Here is a 17,125-nt window from a genome sequence, read left to right on the forward strand (position 1 = left end):
TTGGGTTTGAGTATTTTCGGGGTTTTTAGTAGGTATTTGGCAGCGTACCTACACAGAATATTCGTGAGTCAGTCTATATATTTAAAAGTTAATAACAATTCAAAAATGCATATTAATTTATGATAACTATCAATTAACGTGTAAACCAACAACATGAGGGCCTGGTCGTGAATGCTTTTCTGCGAAGTTGCGTGTTCTGCTGCGCCTTGTTGTACGGTTGGAGCAGCCAGGCTGCGGAGCCGTCGGTTGCCATCTACTATGGAGCCAAGGCTTCGCTGAGCGAACTCGGTCTTTACGACATTGCCGTTGTAGAGCCCGACCACGGCTACGACCCGCAGCGTTTGCGCGACCAGGCGCCCGGCAGCGAACTCTATGCCTATGCCTCGGTAGCCGAAGTACTGCCGGAGCGGGCCTACTTCAAGAAGCTGCCGGCCGCATGGCAGATGGCGCGCAATGGAGCCTGGCGTTCCATCGTGATCGACCAGACCCCGGCGCAGTGGCCGGAGTTCTTTGCTCAGCAAGTGATTGCACCGCTCTGGGAAAAGGGCTACAGAGGTTTTTTCCTGGATACCCTGGACTCCTACCGCCTGGCCGCACACTTCGATGAAGCGGCGCAGCAGGATGGCCTGGTCCGCGTCATCGACACCTTGCACAGCCGCTTTCCCGGCATCAAGCTGATACTGAACCGCGGCTTCGAGATCGTGCCGCGAGTGCGCGACAAGATTCAGATGGTGGCGGCCGAGTCGTTGTATCGCGGCTGGGATGCCAATCTCAAGCGCTATGTGGAAGTTTCTGCCAAGGACCGCGACTGGCTTCTGCAGCAGCTGCAAACCATACGGGAGCGCGACAAGCTGCCGGTGCTGGCCATTGACTATGTGGCGCCGCATGACCGCGACACTACACGGGCCACCGCACAGCGCATTGCGCAGCTGGGCATCATTGCCTGGGTGAGCGATGCCGGTCTGCAGACCCTGGGCATGGGGCGGGTCGAGGCCGTGGCGCGTCGGATACTGGTGCTCTACAACGGAGCCGACGATCCCGCGCTCGATTACGCATCGGCCCATCGCTTCCTCGAGATGCCCATCAACTACATGGGCTATGTGGTCGACTATGCCGATGTGCGCTCGGCACTGCCCACTGACGTGGGACGGGATCGCTACGCAGGTGTGGTGAGCTGGTTCGGCGGGGCCATTCCCGACACGCGCTTCAAGGATGTGCGCAGCTGGATGGTGCGCCAGGTCCAGCAGGGTATGCCGCTGCTGATGATGGAGGCGCCCGGCGTGCCCCTGGATCGTACGCTTGCGAGCACGCTGGGCGTGCGCGCCATGGAGACCGTTCCGGCCTTTCCGCTGAAAAAGGCCGAGCAGGCGGCTGCCATGGGGTTCGAGACCGAGCCCGGGCTGCCGGCCCACGACTACACGGGCTGGCTGCTGACGCCGCAGCTGCAGCAGCAAAGCCGGCAACTGCTGTCCTTTGACGATGCCAAGGGCCGACGCTTCGTCTCTGCCGCCATCACGCCCTGGGGCGGTTTTGTGATGACGCCTTATGTGCTGACGGACGTGCCGGGCACCGAGCAGTCGCGCTGGGTGGTCGATCCTTTCGCGCTGCTCAAGCAGGCATTGCGGCTTGAAGACATTCCCGTCCCCGATGTGACCACCGAGAACGGCCGCCGTCTGCTGCTGGCCCATGTGGATGGAGACGGATTCCCATCCAAGGCCGAAGCGCCCGGTGCACCCTTTGCCGGAGAGATGCTGCGCCGCGAGATCCTCGAGCGCTACCGTATTCCCCACACGGTGTCCGTGATCGAGGCCGAGGTTTCGCCCAAGGGCCTGTATCCGCAATGGGCAGATCAGCTCGAGGGCATTGCCAAACGCATCTTTGCCATGCCGCATGTGGAGATCGCCAGCCACTCCTATTCCCACCCCTATCTCTGGGACCGCTCCGTAAGCCATGGACTGTTTGCCGAAAGCAAGGAGGCCAGCCTGAACCTCAGCATTCCCGGCTATGAAATGGATCTGCGCCGGGAGATTGTGGGTTCGGTCGACTACATCAGCCAGCGCTTGGCTCCCGCAGGCAAGCCGGTCCAGGTGTTCCTGTGGACCGGCGATACGGCACCCGGCGCCGATGCGCTGGCCATCTCCGATGCCGCAGGCCTGCTGAACATGAATGGCGGGGATACCTCGATCATGCGCAGCAATCCGTCCATCACCGAGGTCAAGAGCTGGGGCATACACAAGGGCGGGCATCTGCAGATCTATGCACCGGTCACCAACGAGAACATCTACACCAATCTGTGGCATGGCCCGTTCTACGGCTTCGAACGCGTTATCGAGACCTTTGAGATGACTGATGCGCCGCGACGCTTCAAGGCGGTGGACATCTATTACCACTCCTATTCGGCCAGCAAGCAGGCCAGCCTCAAGGCCTTGCACAAGGCCTATCAATGGGCGCTGAGCCGCAAGCTGCACCCGGTCTACGGCTCGGAATACATACGCAAGGTAGAGGATTTCTACCAGTTTGCGATCGGCCGGGACGGCGAGGGCTGGCGCCTGCGCGGCCCCGGGCGATTGCGTACGCTGCGCCTGCCGCCGGGCCTGGGCACTCCTGTGATGGCCGAAAGCACGGGCGTTGCCGGCTATGCGCCGGGAGTGGACGGCAGCTATCTGCACCTGACCGACGGCGTAGCTCGGATGGTGGTGCGTACAGGGGCCGCACCGACCGCCTCCACCCCCTATCTGGTGGATGCCAATGCTCGCCTCAAGGACTGGCAGACCCAGGCCGACGGCAGTCTGCGCTTCACGCTGGAAGGTCATGTGCCGCTGGAGCTGCGCATGTATCTGCCGCCTGGCTGCTCGCTGAGCGCTGCCGCTGCCAGTTCCTCCATCAGCGCGGTTCCCGCTGCGGACCGCTCCTCCATCCGCTCCTTCAGAAGTGCCAGCCACAGTGCCCAACTCCAAGCGCAATGCCGTGCGCTCTGAGCGCCCGACCACGGTTCCTCACTGGCTGATCGCACTGCTGGCAGTGCTGATCGGAGGAGCCTTGTGGATGTTGTTCCCCAAGCAGGCGCTGGAGCGTCGGCTTGCCGATTCGGCGGACGATTCCGAGCTTTCGCTCAACTACCTGAGCAATCTGCTCAAGAGCGACCCGGGAAATGAACGTCTGCAGAGCCTGCTCAAGGTCAAGCAACAGCGGCTCGAGGCCATGCGACAGGCCCAGGAAGAGGCGCGCAGGCAGGCTCTGCCCAGCGCCGCGGCTCAGGCCTGGGATCGTTGGCAGACGCTGTACCAGCGCTATCTGGAAACCAAGCAGCGGGGCCATGGATCAGATGGTCAGGTCAGGCAGCTGGCACCCGCGGTGATGCAGGCGCTCAAGGCCGTGCCGCGCGACGATCTGAGCCAGGAGCAAAGCCTTTATCTGGCATCCTCGGCGCTGGTGCTGAACGATGAGTCACAGGCCCTGGAAATCTATGAGGAGCTGGCCCGTAAACAGGTGTCTCCTGAGCGCAAGGCGCGCGTGTACGAGGCCGCTGCACGTCAGACGCTGGGGTTGTCCATGTACGAGCAGTCTTCCCTGCTGTGGCGCGAGGCCAGCGCGGCGGCGCCGGAGGTGCAGCAGTCGCGCGAGTATATGTGGCAGGCCTTGCAGGTGCTGCAGGCCGGCAACCGTGCCCAGCAAGCACTGGTGCTGGCGCGCGAGCAGGAGGAGCTGCTGGGCAGCGATCCCGAGACGCTGCGCCGGCTGATAGGCCTGGCGCGTGCGGCCGGCGCTTCGGCCGAGGCCGAGCGCTATGCCAAGCAACTGCTCAAGTTGTCGCTGCAGCAGCAATGGCTGAACATGCGGGCCGTGGCTGATAGGGGCGGCGGGGCCGACGATGGTGCCTGGGCGCTGCATCCCGTGCTCTGGAAGGCTCCGGGCTGGACGCTGCGGCACACTGCCGCACCGGCTAGGAAAGAGGCTCCGGGACTTCCGTTCGACGACAAAACCTATGAGCTGGGCTACCAGGTATTCCTCGAGAACCGCAATCTCGAGGATGCCTGGCGTGTGGCCGCAGCTGCCGTGCACCAGGCTCCGGGGAATATGGTTTGGCGCGAGCGTCTGGCCCAGGTGGCGGAGTGGAGCGGGCGCCAGCAGGTGGCCCTGGACAACTGGCTGGCCATTGCCCAGGCCACGCAGCGTGAGGTTGCCTGGCAGTCTGTGATGCGACTGGCGCCGGGCTTGTTCGACGATCGCGCGCTGGTGGAAGGCATCAAGCACGAACTGGGTCGACGTCCTGGCGATGCGGCACTGCAGCAGGCGCTGGTACAGGCCTATGAGCGCCAGGCCGAGCCGCAGCCGGCGATCGACTATCTGCAAGCCCATGGGAACACGCCGCAGGCGCAGATTCTGCTGGCCCAGTTGGCCGAGCGTGCCGGCCAACCCGTGGTGGCGCTCAATGCCTGGAAACGCCTGCTCCGCGATCCGGCGCAGCGCGTTCCGGCCCATGTCATGCCGGCCGCGGTGCTGGCATTTCTGCAAGGTGAGCGCGCGCTTGGCCTGAGTTGGCTGGATGATGCCCAGGCACGGGTGCCGGCCGATATGGGAGCTGAAGCCGAGGCCGAATACTGGCGACTGCTGGGCGAGGTGGCGCAGAAACAGCAGCAGGAGGCCCTGGCACTGGGCGCTTTCAGGCGTTTGCTGGAAATGCAGGATGCCAAGGCGCGCGATTTCGACGAGGTCATCAATCTGCTGATTCGCAGCGATCGCGGTGAGGCGGCTCGGGTGTCTCTGCGCGCATGGCATCAGTTCCACGATCCGCGCCATTTGTCCCAGGCGCTCTATATGCTGGAAGATCTGAACGAGTGGAGCCATGCGGGTCAGCAGATCGATCACGCCTTGGCCGACACCAAGACGGCCGGTTTGCTGCTTCAGCAGCCGGCTTTTCTGCACGCCGCAGCGCTTTACTACCAGCATGTTGGACAGGCAAGAAAAGCCCTGGAACTGCTGCAAAAAGGCCTGGCCCTGGATGGGGGCTCGACCCTGATGCGTCAGTCACTGCTGTGGCTGCTGATAGATACGCAGAATGCCGCGCTGCTCGCGCCGATGCTGGCGCAGGCCGAGCCGGCCTGGGCCCAGGATCCGGAGATGCACGATGCGCTGGCGGCTGCCTATATGGCTCTGTCCCGCCCGGCTGTGGCCCTGCAGCGCTATCTGCGCCCCCATCTGCAGGAGAACGGCGACGACTTCCTCTGGATGATGAACTACGCCGATGCGCTCGAGCAAAACCAGCAGGTGGATCTGGCCTGGCGGCTGCGGCGCGAGCTGTGGGTCAGGCAGGCACTCCAGACGCGGGATGTCGGGTTGGCCGATACTTCAGCAGGCCGAGCCTCGGGTGGCAAGCTGCGTCGCTGGCTGAGCCCCGAAGACCTGGACAAGGTGCAGAGTCAGGCCCGCAACCGGTTGATGCTCTCACAAGTGCACGGCGATGACGAGCTGGTCCTGCTGCGTGAGCTCATGCGCATGGACCGCGATACGGGCCGGGAGCTTTCCCCGGCGGCCGTGGAGCTGGCCATTGCCTGGCTGCAGGACAAGGGAGAATATTCGACCGAGCGGGGCTATCTGTGGCAGCAGTACGCCTTCAGCCGCAGCAAGCGGGCGAACCGGCCACTTTGGGCCGAGATCACCGTGGCACTGGCCGAAAAGGATCATGCCCAGGTCGGCCAGTTGCTGGAGCAATACGATGCCAGCCTGTCGCGCTACGACCGCATCAATGCGGCGACCCTGACGGGCGACGGCAGGCTAGCGCAGTCTGCCGCCTTCGAGACCCAGCACGACCAGCCCGACGACGACAGCCTGCATCTGGCTCTTACCGAGCAACTGCTGGCCTTCAGCGACCATGCAGGCCTGCAGTTGCATAGCCGGCGGCTGGATGGCATAGACGAGCGGGCACGGCGCCTGAGTTGGCATCTGGCGTTAAGTCCGCGCTGGGCGCTGGACATCGATGCCGATCACACGCGCCGCAGCGTGAACGGCCGCGGCTTTGTACAGGCGCCATCGTCCGAACATGGCCTGGGCCTGCGTCTGACGCGCAAAACTCAGGGTTCCAGCAGCGAGTTCATGCTGGGCCAGCGCCAGGGAATGAGCAGCTATGTGCCCATGCAGTTTTCGCACACCCAGATCCTGGACAGCCGCCTGAGCCTTCAGGCTGCGCTGGGCCGCGACCTGCCGACGCAGGAAACGCTGCCCATGCGCATGGGGGGCATGAAGGATCGCGTGGCCGTGGGTGCAATTTACAGGCTGTCGCGGCTGGATCAGCTCAGCCTGGAGTATGCCCATGAGCGTTTCCATGTGCAGACCGGTGCGCGCGTGGGCCTGGGCAACCAGACCACGCTGCAATACACCCATAGCTATCGCGGCGAGGCACCCCTGGTCCAGTTCGACGCCTTCACCTCCTGGCATCGCTACAGCCGCAACAGCCCCGGGGGACTGAGCGGCCGGGATGCGGCGGTGCTGCGCTATCTGCCGTCGGGAAGCGAGGCTGGCATGGACTATCTGCTGCCCGGCAATTTCCGTTTTTCGGGGCTGCGGATCTCGGCCAATATGCCTTATGCACAGGAGTACTCGCGCGCACTGCGGCCGTTTGCCAGCCTGGCCCTGACCCGCCACAGCATCAACGGCACGGGCTACGACCTGAGCTTCGGTCTGGCCACCAGTGTGCTGGGGGCGGATCACCTGATGCTGGGACTGAATTTCTCCAAGTCGGGTGTGAATACCACGGGCACCACCCGCGAGCTGCAGCTCGCCTACCGCCTCCATTTCTGAAGATTTCAAGGAGCTCTCCCATGACTCACCGTACTGTTCTCTCCTCCCGCATCCGCATGCTCACGGGCGCAGCCCTGCTGGGGCTGCTCGGTGCTTGTTCCACGCTGGACCAGGGCAAGTCCCCGGCCCTGGAGAGGAACGCCAACTGGGCGGTGCTGCCGTTCGAGAACCATACGGAAACGCCCATGGCAGGCAGCCGGGCCGAAAGCATTGCCACGGCCTTGTTGAGCAGCCGCGGCATAGGTGCCGTCAAGCGCTATACAGGCGAGGCGCAGCAGGAGACGCTGTTCGATGGCCGCGATGCCAAGCGGCGCGAAGATGCGCTGGCCTGGGCACGCAGTGAGGGTGTGCGTTATGCCTTGCTGGGGGCGGTTGACGAGTGGCGCTACAAGGTCGGCGTGGACGGTGAGCCAGCCGTCGGCGTGGCCCTGGAGATCGTCGATGTGGACAGCGGTGCCACGGTCTGGAGCGGTGCTGGCGGTCAAAGCGGATGGAGTCGCGAGGCTTTGTCGGCTGTCGGGCAGAAGCTGATCCGCAAACTGCTGGGAACGGGCCTGGCCGGCGCCCGGTAAGCATTGAGCAGGATTTCCAGTCATGCAAGATCACGCCACGACACCTGCCGCCACGCCCGATTCCGCGCGCCGCATGGGCATTGCTGCGGAATTCAGAAGCTCGCCACTGGGGTTGCTGGTGCAAACCAGCGAGCGCCCCGGAGTGGTGGCGGCCGAGACCTTGCTGCTGCCACTGCTGGCATTGCTGATAGGTTATGTTTTTAGCCGCAACGACCCGCTCTGGGTGCGTGCCGAGTTTCCCTGGTCCTGGCTTGCGCCCATGATCGTGGCCTTGCGCTATGGGCCCATCGGGGGATTGTCGGCGGCCGGTGTGCTGTTGCTGGGCTGGCTGGGTTTCAACCGCGAGGACTTGAGCCGCTTTCCCGAGCAGTACTTTCTGGGTGGCTTGATGGTGGTGATGATCGTGGGCGAGATTTCTAGTCTCTGGCGTGCCCGCATACGGCGCGAGCGTACCGCGCAGCACTATATGGATCAGCGCACCGAACAGCTCATACGTCAGCACTATCTGCTGCGTCTGTCACATGACCAGCTGGAGCAGGAGCTGATCGGCCGCCCGGTGTCGATGCGCGATGCACTCAGCGGGCTTAGTGCGCTCAGCGGCGCTCCTGGCGATGCGCAAAGCCTGCTCAATCAGCTGGCACAGTTCTGCCAGATCAGTGCGGCCTGCCTGGTGGCTGTGCGCGACGACAGGATCGAGCCCCAGCCGATTGCCCAGCTGGGCGGTGCCCATGAGGTCCGGCCCGAGGATCCGCTGCTGCGCCAGGCGCTGGAAGCCCGCATGCTGACCCATGTCTCCCAGGGCCTGAGGGATGCTCAACAGACCCGCTATCTGGTCGTGGCTCCGATGCTGGATCTGGGGGGGGAGATCTATGGTCTGCTGCTGGTGGAAGAAATGCCCTTTTTTGCTCTGCAGGAAGAGACGCTGCAGACCATCAATCTGCTGCTCGGCTATTACACGGACAGCGTGGCTGCCAATCGTCTGGCCCAGCCGCTGCTGCAGGCCTATCCCCTGTGCCCGCGGCCGTTCGCGTCCGAGCTGCAGCGCATGGAGCATGTGAACCGCAGCGCCGGCCTGTGCAGCGTGGTCGTGGCGCTAGAGCTTTCACCGCAGGCGGTGCAAAGCCAGATGGCTCAGCAGCTGATGCGCCTGGAGCGCATGCTGGATCGCTCCTGGCTGATCGAAGGTCGGAACAGGCAGTGGCTGGCCATCCTCATGCCGCTTGGCACCGGGGTCACGGCCGAGGGCTATCTGAATCGTATCGAAGGCTGGCTGGGTCAGCGCGGCATGGACTCCCTGGGAGCGGCCGGTATTTTTCCCCGCACTGTCTTGCTGGATCGCTGCTCGGCCCTGAGCGTGCTGGAGCAGATTGACAGGATGGCCCATGATTAATGTCAAGCTGGCACTGTCCGCTGTGCTGGCGGAGATTGCCTCCTGGAGCAGCCTGTGGCTGCTGCACAACCACTCCGATGCGGCATTGCTCAGCTATCTGGCAGCGCATGCGCTGGCCAGCGTGCTGCTGGCGCTGTGCCTGTCTCCGTTCCTGATGCTGGCGGCAGGTGCCAGGCGCCAGCGTCTGCCGCTGGTCGCGCTGATGGCCTTGCTCTCCTATGCCGTGCCGGTGGTGGGCTTTGTCGGTTCGGTGATTGCGACTGTGGCGTTACTCCGACGGCGCGGCTTGACGGCGCGCAGGGAATTTTCATCGCTGCCGCTGCCTGAGTTCGACCCGCACCAGCAGGCGAGCGGCAGCCGGAGGCAGGCGGGCTTGCAGTCTTTTCTGGCCAATCAGGCGGTTCCCGTGCCCTTGCGCATGCGTTCCCTGGCTGCCCTGGGTCATGTCTCGGGGCGTATTGCCTCGCCCATGCTGCGCATGGCGCTAAGCGACTCCAGCGATGATCTGCGTTTGCTGGCCTACAGCATGCTGGATGCCCAGGAGCGCCAGTTGAGCCAGTCCATACACCAGGAGCTGCAGGCCCTGGAGCGCGCGCGTACGGTCGAAGGAGAGACAATCGGCCCCCGCGGTCTGAGAGCAGTCTGGGCGCTTTCTGATCTGTACTGGGAGCTGATTTACCAGGGCTCGGCGCAGGGTGATGTACGTGACCATGCCATCAAGCAGTCGTTGCATTACTGCAACCGGGTGCTGTCTCAGCACCCGGATACCGCCCTGCTGCAGCTGCGCAAGGGGCGATTGCTGCATCTGCTGGCCGACGACGAAGGTGCCCAGTCCTGCTATCAGAGGGCACTGGAGCTGGGTCTGCCGGCGCCACGCGTCATTCCCTATCAGGCCGAGCTGCTGTTCAAGCAGCGTCAGTTCGCCAAGGTGCAGGAGCTGATGCGCAGACTTGAGGATCAGCAGGTCATGCCCCGTCTGCGCCCCTGCATCCAGTACTGGAGTGCCTCATGAGTTCTCTTCCCAAGGCTGCGCGGGCCGATATCGCCCTGCTGCTCGAGGGCACTTTCCCCTATGTCAGCGGCGGCGTGTCGAGCTGGGTTCACCAGATCCTTCAAGCCTACCCGCAGCATAGCTTTGCCATCGTCTTTATCGGCAGCCGGCGCGAGGACTATGGCGAATTCCGCTATGAGCTGCCGCCCAATGTGGTGCATTTCGAGGAGCATTTCCTCTATGGTCATGCGTCGGGAAAACTGCGGCCCACACCGCGCCGGGGCGACCCCGAGGTCATGTCCAAGCTGCAGCAATTGCTGCAGGCACTCGAGCGACGGGATGAGAGCCCGGCAGGCAGGGCGGAGGTGCTGGCCGCCATGCGCGCCGTTGCCATGGAGCTGCTGCCGGGCGGCAGCTTGCCGCAGGAAGATTTTCTGCACAGTGAATATATGTGGGAGCTGATACAGGACAGCTACCGGCGCCATTGCACCGATCCGTCCTTTGTCGATTTCTTCTGGACGGTGCGCATCATGCTGCAGCCGCTGTGGCTGCTGGCGCGCATCGCCCGGGAGCTGATTCCGGTACATGTGCTGCATACGGTCTCCACAGGTTATGCGGGCTTCCTGGGCGGCATGCTGCACCATCTGCGCGGGCTGCCGCTGGTGCTGTCCGAACATGGCATCTATACCAAGGAGCGGCAGATCGACCTGCTCCAGAGCCAGTGGATACGCGATAACCGCAATGTCTTCCAGCGCGACCCCATGGAAGTCTCCTTCTTCCGTCAGATGTGGATCCAGTTCTTCGAGTGGATGGGGCGTTTTTGCTATGAGGCAGCCGATCCCATCATCGCGTTGTTCGAGGCCAACCGTCTGCGTCAGGTGGCCGACGGCGCCGTTCCAGCGCGCACCAGCAACATTCCCAATGGCATTAGCGTGAAACGCTTTGCGCCGCTGCGTGCCCTGCGGCCTGCCGTGACACCACCCGTGCTGTGCCTCATAGGCCGCGTGGTGCCGATCAAGGACATCAAGACCTTCATCCGCGCCATGCGCCGCGTGGTCAATCACCTGCCCGAGGCTCAGGCTCTGATCGCCGGCCCCATGTCCGAGGACCCGGCCTATGTAGAGGAATGCCGCAATCTTGTGGACAGTCTGGGCCTGCAGGCGCAGGTGCACTTTCTGGGCATGCAGAAGATCGACGAGTTGTTGCCGCGTGTCGGGCTGGTGGTGCTCTCGTCCATCAGCGAGGCCTTGCCTTTGGTGCTGCTGGAGGCGCAGGCGGCAGGCGTTCCCGTGGTCAGCACCGATGTGGGCTCCTGCCGTCAGCTCATAGAAGGGCTGGAGCCCGAGGACCGTGCATTGGGCGCTTGTGGTCGCGTGGTCGGTATCGCCAACCCTGCGGATCTGGCCGATGCGGCGCTGGAGTTGCTGAAATCGCCCGAGGCCTGGCAGGAAGCCAGTGCTGCCGGGATTGCACGCGTTGAGCGCTACTACTCCGATCAGTTGCTGTTCGACCGCTACCGGCAGGTCTATGACCGGGCCATGCAACATTCCAAGGAATATCACTGATGGCCGGCATTGGCTTTGAACTGCGCCACCTGCTGCGCAAAAACACGCTGACCAGCCTGCTCCAAGCCTATGCCTATGCGGGCGTGATCGGCTCGGGTCCCTGGGTGTTCTCCATCATCGGCATTTTGCTGGTAGGGGTGTTCAGCCTCAGCGTCGTGGCGCCGCCGCTGCTGGTGACCCAGTTTCAGACCTCGGTGACCTATCTGGTGGCCTGCAGCTTGATACTGACCGGTGCGGCGCAGCTGATGTTCACGCGCTTTATTTCGGATCGGCTGTTTCTCAAGCAGGATGAAACCGTATTGCCCAATCTGCACGGCTTGCTGTTGCTGATCGTGGCAGCCGCCAGCGGCCTGGGGACGCTGGCCCTTTTCGTGGTGCTGCCAGGCCAGAGCCTGCTGTACCGGATGCTGATGCTGGCCGGCTTCACGCTGATGTGCGTGGTCTGGATGCTGACCGTTCTGCTGTCCGGCCTCAAGCATTACAAGGCCATCTCCGCGCTGTTCGGGGTCAGCTATGCGCTTATTGTCTTGCTGTCGCTGCCTCTGCGTCGCTGGGGACTGGAAGGGCTGCTGAGCAGCTTCGTGTTCGGCAATATCGTGCTGGTGGCTGGCATGTGGGCCATCGTGCTGCGCGCTTTCCCTATCAAAAGGCGCTGGATCGGCTTCGATTTCATGCAGCGCTCGCTGATCTTTCCGGTACTGATTGCGGTCGGCCTGCTATACAACCTGGGTATCTGGGCCGACAAGTTCATGTTCTGGTATTTCCCGCCAACCTCGCAGCAGATCATCGGCGGGCTCAGGGCCTCGCTGATCTACGACCTGCCAGTTTTCCTGTCCTATCTGTCCATCATTCCTGGCATGGCAGTGTTCCTGGTGCGCATAGAAACCGATTTCGTCGAGTACTACGACAAGTTCTTCGATGCGGTGCGCGGCGGCGGCTCCCTGAACTACATACAGTCCATGCGCAACGAGATGGTGTATGCGATACAGACGGGCCTGGGCGAGATCGCCAAAGTGCAGACGCTGGCGGTTCTCGTGACCTTTGTCGCCGGTCCGGCCGTGCTGCATTTGCTAGGCATATCGCAGTTATACCTGCCGCTGCTGCATGTGCAGGTGGTCGGTGCCGGTCTTCAGGTGGGGGTGATGGCTGTGCTCAATGTGTTTTTCTATCTCGACGAGCGGCGCATCGTGCTTTTGCTCTGTGCACTGATGGTGGTGCTGAACATCGTCTTTACCGGCATCTCGCTGGCGCTGGGGGCGGCTTTCTACGGCTATGGTTTCTGCCTGGCAATGCTGGCAACCCTGTGTACAGGTCTGTTTCTGTTGACGCGCGAATTGGACCGGCTGGAATACAAGACTTTTATGCTGCAGTAACCGGGCCGGCTGCAGGTCTCGGCAGCTGCAGCCCCGAGTTCGCCCGGGTGCAATGGCTGAAAGGCACGATCCATGTTCCGAACAAGTTCATGGTTTTGCGACCGGCGAGTGACGTTCTGTCCCGTCTGCGCGACAATAGCGGATTCGGCGCTGGCGGCAGCCCGGCTTCGGGACGGCTGCGGTGGCCCCGGACGGGAGACAAAGCCCCTGCCTCCGCTTTTTCCACTTCAAATTTTGACGCCATGAAAAAACGTACCCTGCTGGCCTCGGTGGCCCTGACTGCAATTTTGGCTGCCTGCGGCAAGAACGAGTCCGCAAGCAACACCGCTGCAGCTCCTGCGCCCACTCCTGCGGCAGTTGCCGCCAAGCTGGTGGTGGGCCTGGACGACAACTTCCCGCCCATGGGTTTCCGTGACGAAAAGAACGAACTGGTCGGTTTCGACATCGACATGGCTCGTGAAGTCGCCAAGCGCGCCAATATCGAAGTGGAGTTCAAGCCCATCGACTGGAACGCCAAGGAAGCCGAGCTGCTGGGCAAGCGTGTGGACGCTCTGTGGAACGGCCTGACCATTCTGGAAGAGCGCAAGGAAAAGATCCTGTTCTCCGACCCCTACATGGTGAACAAGCAGATCATCATCGTGAAGGCCGGCTCTCCCATCAAGGGCAAGGCTGACATGGTCGGCAAGATCGTGGGTGCCCAGGAAGGCTCCAGCGCCGTGACTGCCCTGACCAAGGACAAGGAACTGTCGGACAAGTTCAAGGAAACAAAGCTCTTCGGCGACAACATCGCTGCCATGATGGACCTGGAAGCAGGCCGTCTGGATGTGGTGGTGGTGGATGAGGTGGTGGGTCGCTACTACGTCAACAAGAAGCCCGACAACTACGTGGTGCTGGCCGAGGACTTCGGTACCGAAGACTACGGCGTGGGCTTCCGCAAGGACGACGAAGCCACTCGCAACAAGGTCAACGATGTGCTGACCGAAATGAAGAAGGACGGCAAGGCTGCTGAAATCGCCCAGAAGTGGTTCGGCGCCGACGTCATCAAGCACTAATCCCTTTTTGACGGACTGCACCGGCAATGCCTGGCATTGCCGGTTTTTTTTGCGACGACAATGCGTGCAAACACTTCCTCCTGCGCACGCCCGTGCCTGTGGCGGGCTTTCGATAGCTGCAGCGCCACACTGAAGGCCATTTGATGGACTATGTAATCTCGCTCCTGGGGCCCATGTCGGCTGGTGCCCTTGTCACACTCAAGCTGTTCTTCATCACGCTGGCGCTGTCCATTCCCATGGGCCTGGCGCTGGCGCTGATGCGCATCTCCAGCATCAAGCCGCTGAGCAGCGCCGTGGGCGCCTATATCTGGCTGATGCGCGGCACGCCGCTGATGCTGCAGCTGCTGTTCGTGTACTTTGCGCTGCCCTTTGTGCCCTACATCGGTGTGCGCCTGCCCGACTTTCCCGCCGCCGTGGTGGCGTTTGCGCTGAACTATGCGGCCTACTTCGCGGAGATCTTCCGCGCCGGCATCAAGTCCGTGGATCGCGGCCAGTACGAGGGAGCCAAGGTGCTGGGCATGACTTATGCCCAGACCATGCGCCGCATCGTGCTGCCCCAGATGTGGGCCCGCATCCTGCCGCCCGTCAGCAACGAGACCATCACCCTGGTCAAGGACACCTCGCTGATCTATGTGCTGGCACTCAACGATCTGCTGCGCGTGGCGCGCGGCGTGGTGCAGCGCGACTTCAGCTTCACGCCCTTCATCGTGGCTGCGGCCTTCTATCTCATCATGACCCTGGTGCTGACCTGGGGCTTCCAATATCTTGAGAAAAAATATGCCAAGTACGACGCCTGACGTGATGATTTCCGCCCAGGGCATCCACAAGGCCTTTGGCAGCAACGAAGTGCTGCGCGGTGTCTCTCTGGAGCTGCTGCGCGGCGAGGTGGTGGCCGTGATCGGCCCGTCCGGCTCGGGCAAGAGCACCTTTTTGCGCTGCCTCAACCACCTGGAGACGATTGACCGCGGCACCATCAGCATCGAAGGCGAGGTGTTGGCACGCTCCGAGGGTGAGGCCAGGGCTCAGTACGTGAGCGATGCCGAAATCCGCAAGATCGGCCGCAAGATGGGCATGGTGTTTCAGTCCTTCAATCTGTTTCCCCACCTCACGGTGCTGGAAAACATCATCGAGGCGCCCGTCATCGTCAAGGGCATGAAGCGCGAAGACATCATTCCCAAGGCAGAGGCCCTGCTTGCCAAGGTGGGGCTGGCCGCCAAGCGCGATGCCTATCCCAATCATCTCTCAGGCGGTCAGAAGCAGCGCGTGGCGATTGCCCGTGCGCTGGCCATGGAACCCGACATTCTGCTGTTCGACGAGCCCACCTCGGCGCTGGACCCCGAGCTGACCGGCGAGGTGCTGCGCACCATGCGCGAGCTGGCCGAGGAGCACATGACCATGCTGGTCGTGACCCACGAGATGGGTTTTGCGCGAGAGGTGGCCAACCGCGTCATCTTCATGGACGGCGGCTACATCGTCGAGCAAGGCCCGTCCGAAGCATTCTTTGTGGCGCCTCAGCACGAGCGCACCAAGGCGTTTCTGCAGAATATGTTGTAAATAAGTCGCAGCTGTTGATGCGATTTCATATCGCAAAAAAGGCAGTTTGCGCATGCACAACAAGCGCTGAATGCTCCTGAAACAGGAGTGATGACTCTGCGATCCAAGCCATGCCTTGAAGAAACATTCACGAATGTATGTTTACTTGGGGCTAACCCGAGCTTTTTGCCGAGCTTGTCGGCACAATACCAGTTTGCTTTCTCTTGAGCGGCTATTCACGCATGTCACCCAACGCACCCTTTGTGGAACTGCGCAATGTCACCTTTGGCTATGGTGACCGCGTCATCCTGCGCGATCTGTCCCTGCAAGTGCCGCGCGGCAAGGTCACGGCGCTGATGGGCGCATCGGGCGGCGGCAAGACCACTGTGTTGCGTCTGATCGGCGGGCAGAACCATGCCCAGCAGGGGCAGGTGCTGTTTGACGGCCAGGATGTGACCATCATGAATGCGCAGCAGCTCTACGCCGCGCGTCGCCGCATGGGCATGCTGTTTCAGTTCGGTGCACTGTTCACCGACATGAGCGTGTTCGACAACGTGGCCTTTCCGCTGCGCGAGCACACCGATCTGCCCGAAGAGCTGATTCGCGACATCGTGCTCATGAAGCTGCATGCCGTGGGCCTGCGCGGTGCGCGCGATCTGATGCCTTCCCAGGTCTCGGGCGGCATGGCCCGCCGCGTGGCACTGGCCCGCGCGATTGCGCTGGACCCCGAACTCATCATGTATGACGAGCCTTTCGCGGGCCTGGACCCCATTTCGCTGGGTACCTCGGCACAGCTGATCCGCCAGCTCAACGATGCCATGGGCCTGACTTCGATTCTGGTATCCCACGATCTGGAAGAAACTTTCCGCGTGGCCGACCATGTGGTGATTCTGGGAGCCGGAAGCGTTGCTGCCCAGGGCACACCCGAAGAGGTGCGCGCCAGCACCGACCCGCTGGTGCAGCAATTCATCCATGCCAGACCCACGGGGCCTGTGCCGTTTCACTATCCGGGCGTCAGCGCCGACGAGGACTTTGGCAGCAGGAGGCGTGCATGAACTTTCTCGCACGCATTGGCCTGGCAGTGCGCTGCCAGCTGGTCAACATGGGGATTGGCGCACGCCTGCTGTGGCGCCTGCTGGGTTTGATGGGGCCGGCGCTCAGGCGCCCGCGCCTGATCGGCGACCAGATTCACTTTCTGGGCAATTATTCGCTGGCCATCATCGGCGTCTCCGGTCTGTTCGTGGGCTTTGTGCTGGGTCTGCAGGGCTATTACATCCTGCAGCGCTATGGCTCGGCCGAGGCGCTGGGCATGATGGTGGCCCTGAGCCTGCTGCGCGAGCTGGGGCCTGTGGTCACGGCCCTGCTGTTCGCGGGCCGTGCCGGCACGGCCTTGACGGCCGAAATCGGCCTGATGAAAGCCGGTGAACAGCTGTCAGCCATGGAAATGATGGCGGTGGACCCCGTCAAACGCATTCTGGCGCCGCGCTTCTGGGCCGGGCTGATCACCATGCCTTTGTTGGCTGCGGTCTTCAGCGCCGTGGGTGTGCTGGGTGGCTGGCTGGTGGGCGTGGTGATGATCGGCGTCGACAGCGGTGCTTTCTGGGGCCAGATGCAGCAGGGCGTGGACTGGTGGAGCGATCTGGGCAATGGCGTGCTCAAGAGCTTTGTCTTCGGCCTGGCCGTGACCTTTGTGGCCCTGCTCGAAGGCTATGCGGCCAAGCCCACGCCTGAAGGAGTTTCCCGTGCCACCACCCGTACCGTGGTCGTGGCCTCGCTAGCGGTTCTGGGCCTGGACTTCCTGCTCACCGCAACCATGTTCAGCATTTGAGGCTGCTCAGCAGATAGAGGTAA

12 protein-coding genes are annotated in these 17,125 nt (G+C 62.6%); all 12 read left to right on the plus strand.

Annotated elements, in window-relative coordinates:
* Positions 1 to 167: 167 nt before the first annotated feature.
* Positions 168 to 2,978, plus strand: coding sequence for a bifunctional glycoside hydrolase 114/ polysaccharide deacetylase family protein (locus MPZ60_RS03680; protein WP_034357438.1), 2,811 nt, complete (start codon positions 168 to 170; stop codon positions 2,976 to 2,978).
* Positions 2,944 to 6,798, plus strand: coding sequence for a tetratricopeptide repeat protein (locus tag MPZ60_RS03685; protein ID WP_034357440.1), 3,855 nt, complete (start codon positions 2,944 to 2,946; stop codon positions 6,796 to 6,798). The genes MPZ60_RS03680 and MPZ60_RS03685 overlap by 35 nt, the downstream gene beginning before the upstream one ends.
* Positions 6,799 to 6,818: 20 nt before the next feature.
* Positions 6,819 to 7,370, plus strand: coding sequence for a hypothetical protein (locus tag MPZ60_RS03690; protein ID WP_012837057.1), 552 nt, complete (start codon positions 6,819 to 6,821; stop codon positions 7,368 to 7,370).
* 22 nt (positions 7,371 to 7,392) lie between these two features.
* Positions 7,393 to 8,760, plus strand: a complete 1,368-nt coding sequence (locus tag MPZ60_RS03695; RefSeq protein WP_034357443.1) for a PelD GGDEF domain-containing protein — start codon at positions 7,393 to 7,395, stop codon at positions 8,758 to 8,760.
* Positions 8,753 to 9,772 (plus strand): membrane protein, encoded by a 1,020-nt coding sequence (locus MPZ60_RS03700; RefSeq protein WP_034357445.1) that lies wholly within the window; start codon positions 8,753 to 8,755, stop codon positions 9,770 to 9,772. Before MPZ60_RS03695 ends, MPZ60_RS03700 begins: the two co-directional genes overlap by 8 nt.
* The gene (gene pelF, locus MPZ60_RS03705) at positions 9,769 to 11,316 is read left to right on the plus strand and encodes a GT4 family glycosyltransferase PelF (protein WP_034357446.1); all 1,548 of its coding nucleotides are present in this window, start codon (positions 9,769 to 9,771) and stop codon (positions 11,314 to 11,316) included. The genes MPZ60_RS03700 and pelF overlap by 4 nt, the downstream gene beginning before the upstream one ends.
* Positions 11,316 to 12,689, plus strand: coding sequence for an exopolysaccharide Pel transporter PelG (pelG, locus tag MPZ60_RS03710; RefSeq protein WP_034357448.1), 1,374 nt, complete (start codon positions 11,316 to 11,318; stop codon positions 12,687 to 12,689). Before pelF ends, pelG begins: the two co-directional genes overlap by 1 nt.
* 242 nt (positions 12,690 to 12,931) lie before the next feature.
* Entirely contained in the window at positions 12,932 to 13,741 is an 810-nt protein-coding gene (locus MPZ60_RS03715; protein WP_034357450.1) for an amino acid ABC transporter substrate-binding protein, read from the plus strand.
* Between the two features lie 143 nt (positions 13,742 to 13,884).
* Positions 13,885 to 14,538 (plus strand): amino acid ABC transporter permease, encoded by a 654-nt coding sequence (locus MPZ60_RS03720; RefSeq protein ID WP_003058677.1) that lies wholly within the window; start codon positions 13,885 to 13,887, stop codon positions 14,536 to 14,538.
* Positions 14,519 to 15,295, plus strand: coding sequence for an amino acid ABC transporter ATP-binding protein (locus tag MPZ60_RS03725; protein WP_003062063.1), 777 nt, complete (start codon positions 14,519 to 14,521; stop codon positions 15,293 to 15,295). Before MPZ60_RS03720 ends, MPZ60_RS03725 begins: the two co-directional genes overlap by 20 nt.
* Positions 15,296 to 15,516: 221 nt before the next feature.
* Positions 15,517 to 16,329 (plus strand): ABC transporter ATP-binding protein, encoded by an 813-nt coding sequence (locus MPZ60_RS03730; RefSeq protein ID WP_034357452.1) that lies wholly within the window; start codon positions 15,517 to 15,519, stop codon positions 16,327 to 16,329.
* A complete protein-coding gene (gene mlaE / locus MPZ60_RS03735; RefSeq protein WP_003062071.1) occupies positions 16,326 to 17,102 on the plus strand; it encodes a lipid asymmetry maintenance ABC transporter permease subunit MlaE in 777 nt (258 codons plus the stop codon). Before MPZ60_RS03730 ends, mlaE begins: the two co-directional genes overlap by 4 nt.
* Positions 17,103 to 17,125: the final 23 nt, after the last annotated feature.

The organism is Comamonas sp. 7D-2 (assembly GCF_022749555.1).
Classification (GTDB): domain Bacteria; phylum Pseudomonadota; class Gammaproteobacteria; order Burkholderiales; family Burkholderiaceae_C; genus Comamonas; species Comamonas thiooxydans.